Below are 18,745 nucleotides of genomic sequence, written 5' to 3'. Positions count from 1 at the left end.
CATTCCAACACCACTCATTCGACCCCGATCAGGAGCGGATACCTGTCCTGTCCTCCGTCGTACACCATGACGTCGACATCTTTGCGGTGCCGGCGGACGTGGCGCTCCACGGCGTCGGCCAGTGCCGGGTCGGCGTCCCGGCCGGTGACGACGGTGAGCAGTTCGCCGCCGCCGCCGAGCAGCCGGTCGACGACGCCGAGCGCGGCCGCCTCGAGGTCGTCGGTGATCAGCGCGAAGTCGCCGTCGACGACACCGAGCGCGTCGCCGATCCGGCACCGGCCGGCCATCGTCCAGGCGTCCTTGACCGCGATCGTGACGGCGCCGTGCCGGGTCTGCCCGGCGGCGGCCGACAGGTGTACGACGTCGTCGTCGAAGCTGCGCTCGGGGTCGTGGACGGCGATCGCGGCGAGGCCCTGGACCTGCGCGCGGGTCGGGATCACGGCGACCCGGAGGCCGTCCTGGCGGGCGGCGGTGGCGGCGGCTTCGGCGACCGCGATCGAGTCCTGGTCGTTGGGCAGGATCACGATCTCGGGCGCCTGCGACTGCTCGATCGCCTGCAGCAGCTCGCCGGTGGAGCAGCGCCGGCCGGGGCCGCCGCGGATGATCCGGGCGCCGGCCTCGGCGAACAGGCCGGCCAGTCCGTCGCCGGCGACGACCGCGATCACCGCCCGGCCGGGAGCCGGCTCGTGGTGGTGGGTCTGGTCGTCGAAGTGGGTGACGCGGATCCGGTGCGGGCGGCCGATGTCGATGCCGTGCTCGATCGCGGCGCCGACGTCGTCGGTGTGCACGTGGACGTTCCAGAGCCCGTCGCCGCCGACCACGACGACCGAGTCGCCGAGCGCGGCCAGGCTCTGCCGGAAGTCGCCGATCTTGTCGTCGGACGCGTCGAGCAGGTACATCACCTCGTACGCCGGCCCGTCCTGGCTCTCGGCGCTGTCGCCCTGCGGCTCGACCCGGGCGGGGACGTCGACCCGCACGTGCCGGCCGGTGAGCACCGACTCCATCGCGCCCAGGATCACCACGAGACCTGCTCCCCCGGCGTCGACGACGCCCGCGCGCCGCAGTACGTCGAGCTGCTCGGTCGTCCTGCTCAGCGCCTGGCGGGCGGAGGCGACCGCGGCGAGGCAGACGTCGGCGAGGGTCTTGCCGTCGTTGGCGGCGGTCATCGCGCCGGTGGCGGCCGCGCGGGCGACGGTCAGCATGGTTCCTTCGACGGGCTGCGCGACGGCCCCGTACGCGGCGTCGGCGGCGTACGTGAGCGCGTCGGCGAACGCGGCGGCCTCGCTCATCCGGGGGTCGGCCAGGACGCCGCTCTCGCGGTCGTGCGGCAGGTTCTCGTCGAGGCGGAGGCCGCAGGCGCGGATCAGCTGGGAGGTGATCACGCCGGAGTTGCCGCGGGCGCCGAGGAGCGCGCCGCGGCCGAAGGCCTGGATCGCCTCGGTGAAGCTCAGCTCGCCCTTGGGCAGCGCGTCGCAGGCGGCTTCCCAGGTCAGGTAGAGGTTGGTGCCGGTGTCGCCGTCCGGCACCGGGTACACGTTCAGCTCGTCGATCCCGGTCCGCGCCAGCGCCAGATCGGCCAGCGCGGTCCGGGCCCAGGCTCGCAGCACCTCAACGGTCAGTTCCTCCACGCCCGGAAGGCTAACGCGTAGGGTTCCCGGGTGAGCGGTGGCAGGAGTGTGTTGTTCTCGGCGGCGGCCGACAGTTACGAGTTGGCCGTGCGCGAGATCCGGGGCGAGTTCGGGCGCGAGGTGCGGATCCAGCGGGTCGGCGCGGAGCTCGGGCGGGTCGACGGGCCGTCGGTGCGCGACCTGGCCGCGGCCTGCGACGCGGGGCGGATCATGTTCGTCCGGCATCTGACCGAGGAGATCGCGAGCTTCGAGGAGCTGCCGCCGTCGTACGAGCTCGCCGAGGTGATCCTGGGTGAGCTTCCGCAGTACCCCGAGGCGCTCGCGGTCCAGGCCTGGACCGACGACGCCGGGACCGGCGGGTCGTACTACCACCGCATCGAGGAGGCCCTGACCGGCCGCGGCGTGGCCGTCACGCGCTCCGGGCAGGAGTACGTCGTCTCGTGCTTCGTCGGCCGGAAGGCGATCCTGCTCGGGCTGAACCGGCGCGCGGACAGCCTGTCGGACTGGCCGGGTGGGCGGATGCGGCTGGCCCGCGGCGACGAGCGGGTGTCGCGGTCGGAGTTCAAGCTGGAGGAGGCGATCGCGACCTTCGGGCTGGAGCTGCCCGCGCACGGGAAGGCCGTCGACCTCGGCGCCGCACCGGGCGGCTGGACGCGGATCCTGCGGCAGCACGGGCAGGAGGTGTGGTCGGTCGACCCGGGGGCGCTCGATCCGCGGCTGCGCGGCGACCGCCGGATCCACCACGAGGCGACGACGGCGGGCCGGTTCTTCGCCGCGAACCGGGTGCGCTTCGACGTGGTCGTCAACGACATGCGGATGGACCAGGTGACGAGCGCCCGGATGATGCTGGACGCGGCCGGGCACCTGCGCCGCGACGGTCTGGCGATCGTCACGCTGAAGGGCGGCGGCCGGAACCCGCTCGACGGCGCCCGCCGCGGCCTCGACGTGCTCCGCGAGCAGTACGACGTACGCCACGCCCGCCAGCTCCACCACAACCGCAACGAAATCACCGTCATCGCCCACCACCGCTGACCTGCCCACGCAGTCCCCATCAGCCCCCACCAGCCCAGCCCGGCGAGGGGCGGCCCGCCAGGCGGCCAATTCAGGGGTTAACCACTCACCCGGCCCCTTCACCCCCTGCACACCGAGGGCGAACGGCCTCCCGCAGGGGTTAACCACTCAAATGCCCCGCCGTGCCTGGATGCGCCGCGCGGGGCCGCGCGGAGACGTGAAGAGGCGCCCGGAGACGCCGGTCGGCCCGCCGTCGGCTCCCACGCGAGGGGATATCCGCTCCTCTGGTGGGTTCTCCGCTCGCATACGACCGGAGAACCCGCAACCCGAGGGGATATCCCTCCGCGTGTACTGCGGCGGGAGCGGGCAGACTCAAGCGCCCGGGAACGCGAATAGGCGCCCGGGCTGTTGCCCGGGCGCCTGTCCGAAAGGCCCTACACGGAGTGAAAGCTGAGATCAGCCGACGACGCGCTGGACCTTGCCGGCCTTGATGCAGGACGTGCAAACCTTCATCCGGGTCGGGGTGCCCTTGATGAGCGCCTTGACCGGCTGAATGTTGGGGTTGAACCGCCGCGGCGTGCGAGCCTTGACCCGGCGGATCATCGCGCCCTTACCCAGGCGGGCAACGCTGTTGCCGAACGTCGGCTGCTTGCCGCAGACATCGCACTTCTTAGACATGATTCTCCGTGTTCAGGGTCGTTACTCCGACAGATCATGTTACATGGGTGTCAGCCGCCCACCAATTCGGCCGTCAGGCAGTGAGGTAGGCCACTTCGTCCTCGGTGAGCGTGACCAACAGCCCCGGCGTGGAGGTCCGGGTCTCGCTCACGTGCCGCGGCCCGATCAGCGGGAACACCGGGTACGGCTGGTGCAACAGCCAGGCCAGCGCGATCGCCGTCGGCTCGACGCCCTTGGCCGCCGCGAGCTCCCGCGCCCGGTCCAGCCTACGGAAGTTCTCGTCGGAGTAGAAACAGCGCACCAGTTCGGCGTCCGAGGTGTCCTCCGGCTTGGCCCGCCCGGTGAAGAACCCGCGCGCCTGGCTCGACCACGGGAACAGCGCGACCTGCCGCTCCCGCAGCCACTTCTGCGACGCGTCGTCGCTGACGTGCCGGCAGCCCGCCCACGGTACGTCGTACGCCCGCGCGAGGCTGAGGTGGTTGCTCAGCAGTGTGAACGGCTGCTTGCCGTTCGCCTCGGCGTACGCGTTGGCCTCGTCGAAGCGCTCGGTGGACCAGTTGGAGCCGCCGAACGCCTTGATCCGGCCGGCCTTGAAGTGCTCGTCGAGGACGTCGACGAACTCCGAGACCGCGATGTCCTCGTTGTCGCGGTGCATGAAGTACAGGTCGACGTGGTCGGTCTGCAGCCGCTCGAGGCTCTCGTGCAACTGCCGGGTGATCGACTCGGGGTCGCAGTACGGCGTGTGCGCGCCCTTGCCGATCACCACGACGTCGTCGCGGTTGCCGCGCGACGTCATCCACTGCCCGAGCAGCTTCTCACCGCGCCCGCCGCCGTAGATGTACGCCGTGTCGAAGGTGGTCCCGCCGCGCTCGACGAAGTCGTCGAAGATCACCGCGGCGTGCGGCAGCGTCTGCTGGTTGTCGACGCCCATGACGAGCCGGGAGACCTGCTTGTCGACGCCCGGCACCGTGCCGTACGTCATCGGGGCGTCGGCGCGCCGGCTGAGCGGCCGGCCGGTCGCGGTCGGGATGATCGCGTCGTCCCGCTCGCTCGCGTACTGCTGCCCGATCGCGGCCCGCCACTGGTCCTGGACGGTGAGGTTGCCGAGCGTGTCCGCCCAGCTCATCTCCGGCGCTTCTTGCGCGCCGGAGGCGATCGCCGCCTGCACCGCCTCGGCCTCGGCCGTGTAGATCAGGGCCGGCTCCGCGGACAGCTCCCGCGGCTCCTCCCCTACCTTGTGCAGGACGACCTTGTTCGGCTTGCCGTCGCCGCCGAACCACGGGTCGTCGACCTGGAGGTAGCCCTTGCTGCCGTAGATCCGGACCTGGTTCCGGTCGGCGAGCCGGACGCCGGTGCTGACCTGTGCGGTGACGCCGCCGTCGAAGAACAGCGTCGCCACGGTCCATTCGTCGGCGCCGGTCTCGCCGACATGGCCCACCGCGTTCACGGCGGCCGGTTCGGCGTACGGCTGCCCGATCGCGGCGCCGGCGATCAGCCGGGCCATCGACACCGGGTACCCGCCGACGTCGAGGATGCCGCCGCCGGCCAGGTCGTCGGCGAAGATCCGGCTCTCCGGCCGGTACCCGGCGGCGAACGCGAACGTGGCCTGGATCTGGTGGACGGCGCCGATCTCGCCGTCGCGGACCAGCTGGGTGATCAGCTTGGTCTGCGGCAGGCACCGGTACATGTACGCCTCCATCAGGAAGACGTCGTTGCGTACGGCGGCCTCGATCATCGCCTCGGCCCACGCCCGGTTGATGGCGAGCGGCTTCTCGCACAGCACGTGCTTGCCGGCCTCGGCCGCCTTGATCGCCCACTCGACGTGCATCGGGTGCGGGGTGGCGATGTACACCGCCTCGACGGCCTCGTCGGCGAGCAGGTCGTCGTACGAGCCGTGCCGGTTGGCGATGTCCCACTTGTCGGCGAACGAGTTCGCCGACTCCAGCGACCGGCTGCCGACGGCGACGACCTCGTTGGTCGCCGACGTCGGCACCTGACTGGCGAACCGGGACGCGATGTTGCCGGTGCCGATGATGCCCCAGCGGAGCTTGTGGTCAGTCAAAGGAGATCCCGTTGTTGGTTGTGGTTTCGGGTCAGAACTTCATGGCGCCTGCTGCGAGGTCCGCGATGAACGAGCGGGCACCGATCAGGAAGACGCCGATCAGGGGGATGACGCTCATCAGCGCACCGGCCATCACCATCGAGTAGTCGGTGCCGTAGATGCCGTTGAGCTGGTCGAGGGCGACCTGGAGGGTGAGGCGGTTCGGGTCCGTCATCACGATCAGCGGCCAGAGGTAATCGTTCCAGACGTTGATGAAGGTGAAGATCCCGAGGAAGGCCAGACCGGGCCGGAGCACCGGCAGGCCGACGGTCAGGTACTGCCGGAAGAACCCGGCGCCGTCGACCTTGGCGGCCGAGATGAGCTCGTCGGGGATGGCGCCCTTGGCGTACTGGCGCATCCAGAAGATCCCGAACGCGTTCGCCGCGCCCGGAACGATGAGGGCCTTCAGCGACCCGATCCAGCCGAACTCGGCGAGCGTCACGAACTGCGGCACCAGCGCCAGCTGGGACGGGATCATGAAGGTCGCGAGCAGGATCCCGAACAGCAGGTTCCGGCCGGGGAACTGGTACTTCGCGAACGCGAACGCGGCGAGCGAGTCGAAGAACAGCACCAGCACGGTGACGCCGAGCGACGCGACCAGCGTGAGCAGCATCGAGCCGAAGAAGTCGATGTTGTCGAGCACCTTGCCCATGTTCTCGAACAGGTGCGAGCCGATCACGAGTTTCGGCGGGTAGCTGAAGATGTCCGGGGTGGTGTTGGAGGCCATCACCACCATCCAGTAGAACGGGAACAGGGAGACGAGCACGCCAAGCATCAGCACGACGTGACCGACGGCAGTGCGCACGCGTTCAACGGACATCTGCGGCCTCCCTCTTGGCATTCTGGGCTGCGATCCTGCGTTCCACCCGCCGAGCGGCGCGTCGGGTCAGGCGTTCGTCGTCGGTGCCGCCGATCAGCCGCCAGTTGATGATGCTGAACAGCACGATCAGGATGAACAGCGCCCAGCCGATCGCGGCGCCGTACCCGAACTGGTTCTTGATGAACGCGCTCTGGTACAGGTACGACACGATGGTGAGACCGGCGTCGCCGGGTCCGCCGATGTTGTTGGTGTCGCCGAACAGCACCCGGGACTCGGTGAAGATCTGCAGACCGCCGATCGTCGAGGTGACCGCGGTGAACAGGATGACCGGCCGCATCATCGGCACGGTGATCCGCCAGAACGTCTGCCGCGGACTGGCGCCGTCGACCTTGGCGGCCTCGTACACGTCGGCCGAGATCGCCTGCAGGCCGGCCAGGTAGATGATCGCGTTGTAGCCGACCCAGCGCCAGGTGACGATCGTCGCGATCGCGATCTTGATGCCCCACGGCGAGGTCAGCCATTCGACCTGGCCGACTCCGATCGACTGCAGGAACGCGTTCAGCAGGCCGAAGTTGTTGCTGAAGATCGAGCCGAACACCAGGGTGATCGCGACCACCGAGGTGACGTTCGGGATGAAGTACGCGATCCGGTAGAAGGTGCGCAGCCGGGTCGCGTTGTGCAGCGCGTTGGCGATCACCAGCGCGAGCAGCAGCATCGGCACGGTGGACAGCACCCAGATGATCAGGGTGTTCCCGATCGTCTGCCAGAACGTGGCGTCGCTGAGCAGGTAGCGGTACTGCTCGAGGCCGACCCAGGTCATCTGCCCGATGCCGTCCCAGGAGTGGAACGAGATCCAGATCGAGAACAGCACCGGGAACGCGCCGAAGATCGCGAACAGGACGAAGAACGGCGCGACGGCGGCGTACTGCGGAAGGGCCTGGCGGTACTTGTTCGGCGGCTTCTCCGCGGGGATGGCCGTCGCGGTGACGGCAACTGGGGCCGTCTTGCTGGTCACGGCCATGTCAGATCGCCCCCGCCCGGGTGAGTTCCCGCTCGACCTGGTGCTGGGCGTCCGCCCAGGCGACGTCAGGGTCCTTGCCGGAGGCCTCGACGTTCACCAGTTCCTTGCCGATCGGCGTACCGACGATGCTGTCGTACGGCGAGAAGAAGGCGCCCGGGTACTTCTTCGCGGACTCGGCGAACACGTCGACGATCTTCTGGCCGCCGAAGAACGGGTCGGGCGCCGCGAGCTTGGGGTCGGTGTAGCTAGCCGGCGTCGACGGGAAGAGCACCGGGTCGAGGAACGCCTGGGCCTGGTTCTTCGCCGACTCCAGCCAGCTGATGAACGCGAACGCGGCCTCGGGGTTCTTGCAGTACTTCGTGATCGCCAGGAAGGACCCGCCGCGGTTGCCGGCGCCACCAGGAGCCGCCGTCACCCGCCAGAGTCCCTTGGTCTTCGGCGCCGCGTTCTTCGGCCCGAGCTGGGCCCACCAGACGGCCGCGTTGTAGGCGACGAGCTTGCCGTTGGTGACGACCGCGTTCTTGTCGGTCGAGTTCTGCGCGTTCGCCGAGAGGCCTTCCTTGACGACCCGGACGGCCAGGTCGAACGCCTGCCGGACGTGGTCCTGGTCGCCGATGTACTGCCCGTCCTCGGTCATGTAACGCTTGGGTTGCTGCGCCATCCGGTAGTCGAAGATCCCGCTGATGTTGTCGGTGATGGCCGAGCCCGGCACGGCCTGCTTGAGCTTCTTGCCGAGCTCGATGTACGCGTCCCAGTCGGGCGCGAGCTCCGCGACCGCGGCCGGATCGATGTCGACACCGGCCTTGGTGAGGATGTCGCTGCGGTAGAACAGCGCGGTCGGCCCGGTGTCCATCGGGTACGCCATCATCTTGTTCTCCGGCGTGATCCCGAGCTTCCACTTCCAGGGCAGGAAGTCCTTCTCGAGGCCCTTCGCGCCGAGCTCGAACAGGTCGTGGAACTGGTCGGCGTTCGGGAAGTAGGTCGCGACGTCGTCGTTGATCGCGACGATGTCCGGGACGAGGGACTTGCCGGCCAGCGCGGTCAGCACCTTGGTCTTGTAGTTGGAGCCGATCCGGGTCATCGCCAGCTTCATGGCGTCGAACCCGGGGATCGCCTGCTCTGCCTGGCCGATCAGGTCGTCGTTGACGGATCCGACCCATGTCCACATGCTGAGCTCGTGCGATCCGCCCAGTGAGCTGCGGGATCCGCAGCCGGTGAGACTCGCGGCGGCTGCGGCTGCTGCTGCTGACGTGCCGACCGCGAGGAAGTGCCTTCTGCTCAGGGTCATAGCCTCACCTGGCGCTTTCTGTTGGTTTTCGCCGGAAGGTGTCCACATATGTTTACGTAGCCAGTAGGTAAGCGCATACCGACTGAACCGGTCAAGGTCCGGTGACAAGATGACGGCATGAGCTCACCCGCCGTCTCCGCCGTCCTCTTCGATGCCGATGGGGTCGTCCAGCGCCCGTCCCGGGACTGGTGGTCGCGCCTGACCGCGCTCGTGCCCGCCGACGGCGAGGCGTTCGTCGCGGACCTGATGCGGGCCGAGAAGCCGGCGCTCGTCGGCAAGGGCGATTTCCGCGACGCGGTGGCCGACGTCCTGCGGCGCTGGGACTCGCCGGCATCGCTCGCCGACGCCCTCGAGCCGTGGAACTGGTTCGACGCCGAGCCCGCGGTGATCGCGCTGATCCAGTCGCTGCGCACGGCCGGCGTCGGGTGCCACCTCGCGACCAACCAGCAGGCGTACCGGCGGGCGATCATGCAGGACGAACGCGGGTACGGCGCGTGGTTCGACCAGACGTTCTACTCGTGCGACCTCGGGCTGGCCAAGCCGGATCCGGCGTACTTCCGGGCGATCCTCGGCGCCCTGCGGGTGCCGGCGCCGGCCGTGCTGTTCATCGACGACAACGAAGACAACGTGGCCGGTGCGCTGAGCGTCGGGCTGCGTGCGGAGTACTACGACCTGTCCGCCGGCGTACCAGCTCTGGCGGACCTTCTTCGGCGGCATGGCCTGCCGATTCCGGTCTGAGGTCTTGTGACGGCGCGGGGGCTGTGGCATCGTCGCCCCTTGTTGACAACGTAGGACAGTCCACCAGCCGCTCCCTGGAGGCACCCCATGTCCGATCGCCGACTCTCGCGCCGCCACGCCCTCGGTCTCACCGCCGGGCTCGGGCTCGCCGCCACCGTCTCGCCGTCCCTCGCCTTCGGCGCCGCACCCGCTCCGTCGGCGTACCCCAAGGGGCAACGGCCGCAATTGCTGAACGTCTTCGACGAGTCCTCGCTGAGCCTGCCCGAGCGGACCCTGGCGACGACGCTGCAGGGCCTGCTGGCCCGGCGCGGCGGCGAATCGCTCTACCTCAACCTGCCCGGGCTCGGGTACCAGCATTGGCTCGACGACCTCGTGGCACGGTACGGCGTCCGGGCGCGCACCGGTGACCTGTGGAAGACCGTCAGCCGGTCCGGCGTCCGCGGTTACGTTCTGTTTCGTGCCGGAACCCCGTCGGTCAACGTCGCGACCACGCTCGCCGGCGTGACAGGTGCCGTGGCGGTCGAGGAAAGCCTGGAGGCACTCGCGATCCGCAACGGATTGCGCAAGGTCCTGGACGTGCGGGACAAGGACGACCGCTGGGTGTTCGAGACCTACTGGCCCCGGCTGCGGCATGACGTCGTGGTCGAGCAGCGCGCGGACATCCCGGAGCGGCTCCGCGACTACGTCACGATGGCGGGGGCGCTCGCCTTCTTCGACGGCAACTCGGAGTTCCGCGCCGGCGTGGTCGGAGCACTGGACGACGACGGCACCGTCATCGGCTGGGGCGACGCCTCGGCGGGCGAGGACGCCTTCATCGGCGTCAACTCCGCCACCGGCGTGAAAGCCCTGCCCGCCGACCACGCCCGCAACTTGTCGGTCCTGTCGGGCATCCGCGAGGACCGCGTGACGCAACAGGTCTCCGCCAAGCTCCCGGAGCCGGATCCGGACGCGCACTACGTGAGTTTCCTGATCACCGACGGGGACAACATCCAGTGGGCACTCGGCGACTTCCCGACCGATCCGCGCTGGTTCGGCAGTCCGCGCCGTGGCGAAGTCGATCTCGGCTGGGGCATCTCGCCGTCGTTGATCGACCTGGCGCCGTCGGTGATGCGGTGGTTCTACGACCAGTCGCGGAAAGATCGCTGGGTCGTCGGCCCGTCGGGCGGCGGGTACATGTACCCGAGCCGCTACCCCGCCGCCGCGCTGGACAAGCACACCGCGGCGCTCGCGCAGGCGATGGGCCGGTCCGATCTCTCGGTGGCGCAGATCATCGATTTCGACGCGTTCGAGAACACCCGGCTGTGGTCGTCGTACCTGAAGCGTCCCGAGATCGACGGCCTCGTCTATCTCGAGTACTCGCGGTACGACGGCCTCAAGGGCAAGGTGGTGTGGTCCGAGGGGAAGCCGGTGATCTCCGCACGCACCATGCTCTGGGAGGGGCTCGACGGCGCCGACGAGGCGTCGGTCACCGCCGAGCTGAACACCGCGACCCGCAACCCGTTCTCGACCGCCGGCTACTCGATCGTCGTGTGGCATGCCTGGAGCAAGTCCGTCGACGACGTCCTCACGGTCGTCGACGGCCTCGCACCGCACGTCAAGGTCATCCCACCGGACACCCTCGTCCGGATGGTCGGCAAGCACGCCAAGCCTTAGGGGCCGGGGCGTGGAAGGCGTCGCCGCCGGTGCCGATCTCGACGTACTGCGCTCCCTCGGTGCGCATCGCGGCGAACGCGTGCTCGCAGAGCGCGGTCGCGATGGTCGAGCGCCGATGCTCGCGTGCGACCGCGAGCAGTTCGACCGTGGCCTGCCGGCGCTCGGTGTCGAGGTGCCAGGCGACGTACCCGACCGGTACGCCGTCGACCTCCGCCACGGCGACGTACCTGTGCGCCGCCGGATCGTGCAACCCGGGCAGCTGCCTGCGGTAGTCGCCGCGCCAGTCGCCGTGCTGGCGGGTGAAGATCAGGTCACCGACCAGCGGCCGGAACGATTCCTCGTAGAACGGCCCGAACGTGTCGATGGTGAGGTCGACGAGCCGGGCCAGGTCGCCGTCGACGTACGAACGAATCTGCATGGAGTGTGCCTCTCACAAATGAAGGAAACGGGCAGGCGCGCCCGGCCCGTCGCAGGCACGCAGGCAGCGACAGGCCGGGGTCAGCGCCGGGTACGCCCGGCGGCGAAGCACTCCATGCCCGCGATGCTAGCGAGCAACGGGCGGGACGGCGACCGGAATCGTGTGCACCTGCCCGGTCCGCCGGCCATCGGTGAGGCGGCCGAAGTTGTCGGCGATGCTGTCGTCCATCCGCCACTCCGCGGTCAGCACGCACAGCGCCGGTCCGTCGAAGTCCACCAGCGTGAGCGAGAACGGCGCCCGGTTCTCGGGGATGTCGACGCGCTCCAGGATCTCGCCGCCCGCAGTCACCCGGACCACGCCTCCGCCCCAGGTCTGCGACCAGATCGCGCCCTCGGCGTCGAGCACGATGCCGTCCGGGCCGAGGTTCTCGGCGTACACGCGGCGGTTCGACAACCCGCCGTCCGGCGCGACGTCGAACGCGGTGAGCCGGCCGGCGAACGACTCCGCGATCACCAGCGTCCGCCCGTCCGGGGTCAGCACCATGCCGTTCGGGAACTGGATGTCGTCGGCAACCTCCCGCACCTGACCGTCCGGTGTGACCAGCCGGATCCAGCCCGGCACCGGCTCCTCGCCGCCGACGAAGTCGAAGTCCGCGCCGTTCAGGTAGATGTTGCCGCGGGCATCCACGACGAGCTCGTTCGCGCCCTGGTCGGCGAGCACGGTGATCGATCCGTCCGGCTCGTAGCGGCGCAGTTTGTCGCCGGTGACGAGCAGCCGGCCGTCCGGCGACCAGTCGATCGACCAGCCCATCAGGCGCTCGACCGGCACCTCGAAGGTCTCGGTCTTCCCGGCCGCGTCGACCGCGACGATCTGCTGCTCGATCCAGTTGCAGAACCACAGCCGGCCGTCGTGCCAGCGCGCGGACTCGGGGAAGGCCAGGCCGTCCAGCAGGAGCTTCAGTTCGGACATCACGCCACCTCGTTCGTCGTTTCGGGCTCGTTCACCCCTATACGAACGCGGCCCGGTCGGATCGACGGCTCAGCAGAAAAAGTACGCCGATGAGCGGCAGCGTGACCAGGTACGCCGTCCGCAGGTCGACGACCCGGGCGAGGACGGCGAGCAGCGCCGGCGCGACCAGGATCGCCGTACCGGAGGCCATCGCGCCGACCGCCGCGAGCCGGGCCGAACTGATGCCAGGGATCGCGACGAGGGCTGCGAGCGTCACCGGATACAGCGGGGCGACGCCGAGACCCGCGACGACCAGTCCGAGGGCGACCACGGCCGGTACGTCGACCATGCTCACCAGCAAGGTCCCGCACGCGGCGAGCAGGCCGGACGGGAACACCGGCGACCAGCCGCGCCAGCGGATCGGGCCGATCGCCCGGCCGACCGCCATACCGATCGGAAACGCACTGCCCAGCAGCGCGGCGGTCGCCGTCGGCAGGCCGGCAGCCACCAGCCGAGCCACCGCCCACACCACGAAGCAGAACTCCACGGCCACGGCGAGCACGACGCGCAGCCAACCGACCCCCACGTCGACAACGACCCGCCGGCCCACTCGGCGCCACTTCCGGCCCAGTCCGACGGCCGGGGCGGAGTCGATCAGGACGGGCACGGGCGGCTCGACGTCTTGGGTTCGCTTCCCTGCCTTGGAGCGGCGGGTCAGAAGAGCGAGCGCGAGGAGCGGTGGGGCTGCGGCGAGCATGGCCAGCCGTCCGCTGGGGCCCAGACCGTCCAGCGTGCCGATCGCCAGCGGCGCCAGGATTCCGGTCCCGCTGGCGACCGCGTTGACGCGGCTCAGCCGGGCGGCGGCCGCCGGGCCGTTGAGCATCAGCGGGGCGACCAGGACGAGCAGGGCGCCACCGAGACCGACCAGGAGGCCGCCGGCGATCGCGACGCCGTACGACGGGGCGACCGCGATCAGGACCGCACCCAGCGCGCAGACGACCGAGCCGAGCCCGAGAACCGTCGGCATCTGCCACCGCCGGAGCATCCGCGGGCCGACGACCGCCACCAGCAGCAGCCCGACCGCGAACCCGGACGACAGCAGCGCCAGCCGGCTGGTCGGCTCGTCGAGATCCCGCGCGAGGATCGCCACACACGCCCCGAGCCCGGCCAGCACGAACCCCATCGCCGACAGCGCGACACCGATCCGCACCTCGTCGGCGCGGGCCCCAGCCTGTACCGGAGCCTGCGCGGTCATTCCAGACCTTTGAACAGCGCATCGAGGCGGTGCAGGTCAGGCAGCTCGATGTCCGCCGGGATGCCCTTCAGCCCGGCCGTCAGCGCACCCGACGCCTGCCCGGCCGACAGTCCGACCACCGTGTCCTCGACCACCAGGCAGCGCTTCACCGGTACGCCGAGCAGCTCGGCCGCCCGCAGGTACCCCTCGGGGTCCGGCTTGCCGCGACTGACGTCGTCGACCGTGACGAGGACCGACGGCGCGATCCCGGCCGCGGTCAGCCGCACCTTCGCGAGCTGGGCCGGCGCACTGGTGTAGACCGCCCACGGCAGGCCGATCCGCTCCAGCGTGCCGAGGAGGTCGAGCGCACCCGGCTTGGCCACCACACCGGCGACGTCGTTGACCTCGAGATCGAACGCCCGGGCCCACGCCGCGGTCCGATCGGCCGTCGATGCGTCGGGCAGGAAGTGCGCCACGGTCGCCATCGCCGGGTTGCCGTGCGCGACCGCGAGCACCTCGGCCGGCACCAGGCCGAACTCGGTCGCCCAACGGCTCCAGCTCCGGTCGACGACCGCGTCCGAATCGACCAGCGTGCCGTCCATGTCGAACAGCACGGCGCGGATGTCCCGGATCTCCATGACCCCTCCCATTAAACTCGTCCTCCGAGCATAAGGGGAAGGACACCGATGACTCCAGTGCGCCGGGGGCAATGGCAGACGGCTGCGGACGTCCTGACCCAGCTCACCCGTCAGCCCGGCATCACCCGGGCCGCGGTCGCGCGGGCGTTGCGCCTGAGCACCGGGTCGGCGACAGAGGTGACCGCTCGGCTACGCGACGTACATCTGCTGACAGAAGTACCTGCCCCCAGTCAGGGACGCGGCCGGCCGACAACAGTGCTGCAGCCGCATCCGCAAGGCCCTGTGGTGCTGGCACTGGACCTGCGGCAGAGCAGTTGGCGCAGTGCGGTCGTAGCGCTCGACGGTTCACTGCAGGACCCGCAGAACAAGCGGCACCGCAGTCGGCGCGCACAGGTCGTGCTGAAGAACCTACGACGCGAGGTGGAGCAGGCCAAGCAGCGGTACGGCGCTCGGCTCCAGATGGTCAGCCTCGCCGTACCGGGCACTGTCCGCGACAACCACCTGATGCAGGCTCCCACTCTCGAGTGGGTAGAGCTGGACCTCACGCAGGTCACTGAAGGCACGGGCGTGCCGCTGCTCGCCGGCAACGACGCGACGCTGAGTGGCGTGGCCGAAGCTCGTACAGGCGCAGCCGCCGGAGCTGGTACGGCGGTGCACCTCATCATCGAGGTCGGTATCGGCGGGACGCTGCTGATCGACGGCGTACCGGCACAGGGCGCGTCGGGAGCCGGCGGTGAGTACGGCCACATGCCCCTCGGTGACCGCTCTCGCCCCTGTCCATGCGGTGCACGCGGCTGTTGGGACCTGGAGATCGACGGACGCGCCCTGGCACGCCACCTCAAGCAGCCGACGCCGGACGACCCCGTTGCGTACACGGAAGAGGTACTCCGGCGCACGGACCGCGCTGCCCGAGCAGCCGTGACCAAGGTGGTCACGGCGCTCGGCTACGGCATCGCAGGTCTGGTGAACGCGCACGACCCGGACGTAGTGACCATCGGAGGTCTGGCGATACCCCTCCGCGCCGCGGCCGAGGACACGTTCACCGAGGCCTACCTGAGCGGTCTCATGACGTTCCACCGCGGCGCTCCCCCGCCAGTACTCCAGGCCACTCACCAGCCGGACGGCCCGCTCCGCGGCGCGGCCGCACTCGCGCTGGACCACCTCACCAGCGAACCGGCGATCGCGGCCTGGGTCGCCCACCGGTCCTGAGAGCGGGGCTCAGGCCGGCACGACGTCGAAGTACGCCTTGTACGTCGAACCTTCGGCGTTGTGCATCGTGAACCAGGTGTACTTCACGCCCTGCTCCTCCAGCCGCGGCTTGTCCGCCTCCGCCAGCAACTCGCTGCGCCGGAAGGACTTCGAGACCACGCCGAGGTTGTCGTCGCCGAGATCCAGCAGGCCGTTCACCAGGTCCACGGCGAGCTTCTCCGCCCAGTCGGGAACCGGGATCCCGGCGCCGAGCAGCGCGATGGAGCCGGCCCGCGCCACCGACTCGACCGTCTCGCGGTACTTGTCCGGATCGCCCTCGTCGTGCTCCATCACCGTGACCACGATCGACACGTCCTGCGCCGGGCCCTGGTAGCAGGCCGCGACCGGGCCGTCCCACGATCCGCCCTGGTTGACGTGCTCGTAGGTCCCGACACCGATCGGGTGCCGCTCGGTCCGCACGACCGGGTTGCCGTTCTCCGAGGTGATCGCGGTGGTCAGGATGTAGATCTCGTCCTCGCCGTCGAGTTCGACGTCCACCTCGCCGAAGCAGATCATCCCGGTGTAGCGCAGCGCCACGACCGGTGCGGGCACCTCGCCGTCCGGCTTGTGCGGCAGGACGAATCCGTACCCGAGCGCGGCATGCGCGCCGCCGCGCGGGCACCGCCCCTTGTCGTCGTACCCGTCGTAGAACATGGCGTGACAGCCGCCGCAGAAGCGCCACTCCGTCTGCGCCGTCGGCGTTCCCGGCACGTCGTGCAGCAGCACGAAGTTGAAGCCCGCGGCGGCGTGGCTCCCGCCCGCGGGGCAGGGCGCCTGGTCCGGCGACCCGTCGTAGAACATCGCCTGGCACCCCGTGCAGAAGCGCCAGCCGTCCTGCGCGTACGCCGTCGGCGCCACGTCGTACGGCAGCATGAAGTCGTAGCCCATCGCGGTGTGCGATCCGCCCGCGGCACAGGCGCCCTTCGCGTCGTACCCGTTGTAGAACAAGCTGTTGCATTTGGTGCAGAAACGCCATTCGTTCTGCTCGGCCATCGCCGTCCCCTCCCGTTGGTTGCGACAACTATCGCCACCACGATCGGCGCCGGGCACGCGTCGCGGGTCACTCAGTGACACGGCAGGATCACAAAATCGGCTGCACACCGACACGCTGAGCTGCCACCCTGGAAGGAGCACAGGGGACAGGGGGCCGGAGATGGACGACCACACCGTGACGGGGCGGGTGCTCGCGATCCTGGACGTGCTCGCCGAGACCGGAGCGCCGACGGGACTGGCCAGGCTGACCGAGCTGACCGGCATCCCGAAGCCGAGCGTCCGGCGGATCGCCGACGACCTCGTCCGCCGGCGGTTGCTGGAGCGTGACCTTGCCGGCTACCAACTCGGATCTCGGATGCGCGCCTTCGCCAGGACCGCGGAGCGGCTCGCTTGCAAGTCCGACCTGATCCGGCCGTTCCTGCACGAGCTGCATCAACGCACCGGCGCCATCGCCTGGGTCGCGCACACCGACGCGACCGGCTACCTCGCCATCGCCGACTCCGCCCACGATCGTCCGCAGGGCCGGTTCATGGCCCGCGAGTGGCCCACGCGGTTCGAGTACGACACCTTTCCGGGGATGGCCGGCGCCCAACTCGTCGCGGTCGACCATCCCGAGGCGATGGAACGGGTCCTGCGCCGCGGGCTACCGCGGCACACTGCCCGCACCATCACGCTCCCGGGCAGGTACGAGGCGCGCGTCCGCCAGGCGGCGGAGACCGGCCGGGCGACGGAGTACGAGGAGGCGCGGCTCGGCTGGTGGTGCGGCGCCATCCGCCTCGGGCCGCCGCACGACCAGCTCATCCTCGGCGTGACCGGACAGCTCAACCGCACGCCGATTCCGCAGGTGATGCGCCGGCTCGAGGCCGCCCGCGACCCGATCGTGCGGGAGCTCGCGGCTCACGCCTCCTGAGACGGCTCGAGATCCGGCGACCGGACCTCCCCGGCGTCCTCGTCCACCGTCGGCTTGGGGACGATCGGAGGCTCCACCTGGGCCAGGATCTCGATGATGTCGTGGCGGTGGTGCTGGATCTCGTGGGCGGTGTGGCGGATGATCCAGCCGAGGGTGCGCGGTGCGCGGACCGGGTAGTTGTAGAGGCCGAGCTTGCCCAGCTCCTGCGGCCGGAGGACCCGCGCCGCGGCGCCGAACTCCTTGGCGAAGCGGACCAGCTCGGCGGCGACCTCCATCGGGTCCTGGTCCTCGTACTTCTGCTGCTTCACCCGGCCGGTGCGGTCCATCGGCGCGTACACCGGCCGGTCCTCGGCCAGACACTGCGCGATCCGGTGCCGCTGCACCTCGAGGACGTCGCGGACATGGCACGCGTACTCGATCGCGGACCACACCTCCGGCTCAGGCCGCAGCCGCACCACATTCGGGTCCGGACCGGCCGCTGCCTTCGTCAGCGCCATGCTGCAGTCCGCCGACTGCCGGATGAGCAGGGTCACCGTGCCCTGCAGGTCACCGGTGTCGTAGTTGAAACCGCACTGCTCGCAGTACCCGTCGACTGGGGGCTGCTGCTTGCTCAAGTGGCACTCCCTCGGAATCTCCACGCGTGATCGACCGGACCGATACCGTCGCCGAGCGCGAACCCGGCCCCGATCGCACCGGTCACGTACTCCTTCGCCGCGCCCACAGCACTCGGTACGTCGTACCCACGAGCAAGGTACGACGCGATGGTGCTCGCAAGCGTGCAGCCCGTGCCGTGCGTGTGCCTGTTGTCGGCGCGGACCGCGCTGTACGCACGCCGTACGCCGGGACCGTGCAGCACGTCGACCGACGCCGTGCCGACGTCGTGACCGCCCTTCACCAGCACCCAGTCCGCTCCTGCGTCCAGCAGCGCCTTCGCGGCGAGCTCCCGGTCCTCGACCGTCTCCAGGTCGACACCGGAGACCGGTCCGAGCTCGGTCAGGTTCGGTGTGAGGACCGTGGCGAGCGGGACGATCTCCGTGCGCACGGCCTCCATCGCGTCGGCCGCGAGCAGCGCGTCGCCGTGCTTGGACACCGACACCGGATCGACGACGACCGGCACCTCCGGCGGCAGCGTCCGCAGCAGTGAGGCGACCACGCGGACCATCGACTCGGACGCCAGCATGCCGGTCTTCACGGCGTCGACGCCGATATCGTCCACCACACTGCGGAACTGCGCACGCACCTGCTCCGCCGGCAGCTCCCAGGCGCCCTGGACGCCGAGGCTGTTCTGCGCGGTGATCGCGGTCAGCACACTCATGCCGTGCACGCCGTTGGCGAGCATCGCCTTCAGGTCCGCCTGGATGCCGGCTCCGCCACCTGAGTCGGAGCCGGCGATCGTCAGCACTCTGGGGGGCGGCATC

18 protein-coding genes are annotated in these 18,745 nt (G+C 70.0%); 5 read left to right on the top strand and 13 right to left on the bottom strand.

What is annotated here, in order from left to right; translation table 11 throughout:
- Positions 1-14 precede the first annotated feature (14 nt).
- Positions 15-1,628: a DAK2 domain-containing protein gene (locus tag AB0I12_RS18260; protein WP_359930642.1), complete on the bottom strand. Its 1,614-nt coding sequence runs from the start codon at positions 1,626-1,628 to the stop codon at positions 15-17.
- 30 nt (positions 1,629-1,658) lie between these two features.
- On the opposite strand from AB0I12_RS18260, the gene AB0I12_RS18255 reads away from it, so the two are divergent.
- Positions 1,659-2,660, top strand: coding sequence for an SAM-dependent methyltransferase (locus tag AB0I12_RS18255; protein ID WP_359930639.1), 1,002 nt, complete (start codon positions 1,659-1,661; stop codon positions 2,658-2,660).
- Positions 2,661-3,095: 435 nt separating this feature from the next.
- Here AB0I12_RS18255 and rpmB read toward each other — a convergent pair whose 3' ends face one another.
- The 5 genes from rpmB to AB0I12_RS18230 all read right to left on the bottom strand — a co-directional run bounded on the left by rpmB (position 3,096) and on the right by AB0I12_RS18230 (position 8,547).
- Positions 3,096-3,317 (bottom strand): 50S ribosomal protein L28, encoded by a 222-nt coding sequence (rpmB, locus tag AB0I12_RS18250; RefSeq protein WP_131463921.1) that lies wholly within the window; start codon positions 3,315-3,317, stop codon positions 3,096-3,098.
- A 73-nt stretch (positions 3,318-3,390) separates the two neighbouring features.
- Entirely contained in the window at positions 3,391-5,379 is a 1,989-nt protein-coding gene (locus AB0I12_RS18245; protein WP_359930636.1) for an aldo/keto reductase, read from the bottom strand.
- Between the two features lie 31 nt (positions 5,380-5,410).
- On the bottom strand, positions 5,411-6,238 hold the full coding sequence (locus AB0I12_RS18240) for a carbohydrate ABC transporter permease (RefSeq protein WP_359930633.1): 828 nt from the start codon (positions 6,236-6,238) through the stop codon (positions 5,411-5,413).
- Positions 6,228-7,259: a sugar ABC transporter permease gene (locus AB0I12_RS18235; protein ID WP_359930630.1), complete on the bottom strand. Its 1,032-nt coding sequence runs from the start codon at positions 7,257-7,259 to the stop codon at positions 6,228-6,230. Before AB0I12_RS18235 ends, AB0I12_RS18240 begins: the two co-directional genes overlap by 11 nt.
- A 1-nt stretch (position 7,260) precedes the next feature.
- Positions 7,261-8,547 carry an ABC transporter substrate-binding protein gene (locus AB0I12_RS18230; RefSeq protein ID WP_359930627.1) on the bottom strand — a complete coding sequence of 429 codons (1,287 nt, stop codon included), beginning with the start codon at positions 8,545-8,547 and terminating at the stop codon, positions 7,261-7,263.
- Between the two features lie 117 nt (positions 8,548-8,664).
- Here AB0I12_RS18230 and AB0I12_RS18225 point away from each other — a divergent pair, with 117 nt between their 5' ends.
- On the top strand, positions 8,665-9,285 hold the full coding sequence (locus AB0I12_RS18225) for an HAD-IA family hydrolase (protein ID WP_359930624.1): 621 nt from the start codon (positions 8,665-8,667) through the stop codon (positions 9,283-9,285).
- Positions 9,286-9,372: 87 nt separating this feature from the next.
- Complete coding sequence (locus AB0I12_RS18220) at positions 9,373-10,938, top strand: GxGYxYP domain-containing protein (protein ID WP_359930621.1); 1,566 nt, start codon at positions 9,373-9,375, stop codon at positions 10,936-10,938.
- Here AB0I12_RS18220 and AB0I12_RS18215 read toward each other — a convergent pair.
- The 4 genes from AB0I12_RS18215 to AB0I12_RS18200 form a co-directional block, all read right to left on the bottom strand.
- The gene (locus AB0I12_RS18215) at positions 10,886-11,356 is read right to left on the bottom strand and encodes a GNAT family N-acetyltransferase (RefSeq protein WP_359930618.1); all 471 of its coding nucleotides are present in this window, start codon (positions 11,354-11,356) and stop codon (positions 10,886-10,888) included. The two genes, AB0I12_RS18220 and AB0I12_RS18215, sit on opposite strands and share 53 nt — an antisense overlap.
- A gap of 126 nt (positions 11,357-11,482) precedes the next feature.
- Positions 11,483-12,325: an SMP-30/gluconolactonase/LRE family protein gene (locus AB0I12_RS18210; protein WP_359930615.1), complete on the bottom strand. Its 843-nt coding sequence runs from the start codon at positions 12,323-12,325 to the stop codon at positions 11,483-11,485.
- A 37-nt stretch (positions 12,326-12,362) separates the two neighbouring features.
- Positions 12,363-13,559, bottom strand: coding sequence for an MFS transporter (locus AB0I12_RS18205; RefSeq protein WP_359930612.1), 1,197 nt, complete (start codon positions 13,557-13,559; stop codon positions 12,363-12,365).
- Positions 13,556-14,176 carry an HAD-IA family hydrolase gene (locus tag AB0I12_RS18200; protein WP_359930609.1) on the bottom strand — a complete coding sequence of 207 codons (621 nt, stop codon included), beginning with the start codon at positions 14,174-14,176 and terminating at the stop codon, positions 13,556-13,558. Before AB0I12_RS18200 ends, AB0I12_RS18205 begins: the two co-directional genes overlap by 4 nt.
- 48 nt (positions 14,177-14,224) lie before the next feature.
- Between AB0I12_RS18200 and AB0I12_RS18195 the strand changes: the two genes are divergently transcribed.
- Entirely contained in the window at positions 14,225-15,385 is a 1,161-nt protein-coding gene (locus tag AB0I12_RS18195) for an ROK family transcriptional regulator (protein ID WP_359930606.1), read from the top strand.
- A gap of 9 nt (positions 15,386-15,394) precedes the next feature.
- Here the strand turns inward: AB0I12_RS18195 and AB0I12_RS18190 are convergent, their stop codons facing one another.
- Positions 15,395-16,417, bottom strand: coding sequence for a hypothetical protein (locus AB0I12_RS18190; RefSeq protein ID WP_359930603.1), 1,023 nt, complete (start codon positions 16,415-16,417; stop codon positions 15,395-15,397).
- Between the two features lie 160 nt (positions 16,418-16,577).
- Between AB0I12_RS18190 and AB0I12_RS18185 the strand changes: the two genes are divergently transcribed.
- The gene (locus tag AB0I12_RS18185; protein WP_359930600.1) at positions 16,578-17,327 is read left to right on the top strand and encodes a helix-turn-helix domain-containing protein; all 750 of its coding nucleotides are present in this window, start codon (positions 16,578-16,580) and stop codon (positions 17,325-17,327) included.
- On the opposite strand, the gene AB0I12_RS18180 is transcribed toward AB0I12_RS18185, so the two are convergent.
- Positions 17,315-17,941, bottom strand: coding sequence for a DinB family protein (locus tag AB0I12_RS18180; RefSeq protein WP_359930597.1), 627 nt, complete (start codon positions 17,939-17,941; stop codon positions 17,315-17,317). The two genes, AB0I12_RS18185 and AB0I12_RS18180, sit on opposite strands and share 13 nt — an antisense overlap.
- The gene (thiD, locus tag AB0I12_RS18175) at positions 17,938-18,744 is read right to left on the bottom strand and encodes a bifunctional hydroxymethylpyrimidine kinase/phosphomethylpyrimidine kinase (RefSeq protein WP_359930594.1); all 807 of its coding nucleotides are present in this window, start codon (positions 18,742-18,744) and stop codon (positions 17,938-17,940) included. Before thiD ends, AB0I12_RS18180 begins: the two co-directional genes overlap by 4 nt.
- Position 18,745: the final 1 nt, after the last annotated feature.

The organism is Kribbella sp. NPDC050459, assembly GCF_040655315.1.
Lineage (GTDB): Bacteria > Actinomycetota > Actinomycetes > Propionibacteriales > Kribbellaceae > Kribbella.
The sequence above is the reverse complement of the archived record's forward strand: the minus strand, read 5'-3'. Positions and strand labels throughout refer to the sequence as shown.

Coding starts and splice junctions, on each gene's coding strand:
- rpmB (WP_131463921.1), bottom strand. CDS start 3,317: ATGTCTAAGAAGTGCGATGTCTGCGGCAAGCAGCCGACGTTCGGCAAC.
- AB0I12_RS18240 (WP_359930633.1), bottom strand. CDS start 6,238: ATGTCCGTTGAACGCGTGCGCACTGCCGTCGGTCACGTCGTGCTGATG.
- AB0I12_RS18235 (WP_359930630.1), bottom strand. CDS start 7,259: ATGGCCGTGACCAGCAAGACGGCCCCAGTTGCCGTCACCGCGACGGCC.
- AB0I12_RS18230 (WP_359930627.1), bottom strand. CDS start 8,547: ATGACCCTGAGCAGAAGGCACTTCCTCGCGGTCGGCACGTCAGCAGCA.
- AB0I12_RS18225 (WP_359930624.1), top strand. CDS start 8,665: ATGAGCTCACCCGCCGTCTCCGCCGTCCTCTTCGATGCCGATGGGGTC.
- AB0I12_RS18220 (WP_359930621.1), top strand. CDS start 9,373: ATGTCCGATCGCCGACTCTCGCGCCGCCACGCCCTCGGTCTCACCGCC.
- AB0I12_RS18215 (WP_359930618.1), bottom strand. CDS start 11,356: ATGCAGATTCGTTCGTACGTCGACGGCGACCTGGCCCGGCTCGTCGAC.
- AB0I12_RS18210 (WP_359930615.1), bottom strand. CDS start 12,325: ATGTCCGAACTGAAGCTCCTGCTGGACGGCCTGGCCTTCCCCGAGTCC.
- AB0I12_RS18205 (WP_359930612.1), bottom strand. CDS start 13,559: ATGACCGCGCAGGCTCCGGTACAGGCTGGGGCCCGCGCCGACGAGGTG.
- AB0I12_RS18200 (WP_359930609.1), bottom strand. CDS start 14,176: ATGGAGATCCGGGACATCCGCGCCGTGCTGTTCGACATGGACGGCACG.
- AB0I12_RS18195 (WP_359930606.1), top strand. CDS start 14,225: ATGACTCCAGTGCGCCGGGGGCAATGGCAGACGGCTGCGGACGTCCTG.
- AB0I12_RS18190 (WP_359930603.1), bottom strand. CDS start 16,417: ATGGCCGAGCAGAACGAATGGCGTTTCTGCACCAAATGCAACAGCTTG.
- AB0I12_RS18185 (WP_359930600.1), top strand. CDS start 16,578: ATGGACGACCACACCGTGACGGGGCGGGTGCTCGCGATCCTGGACGTG.
- thiD (WP_359930594.1), bottom strand. CDS start 18,744: ATGCCGCCCCCCAGAGTGCTGACGATCGCCGGCTCCGACTCAGGTGGC.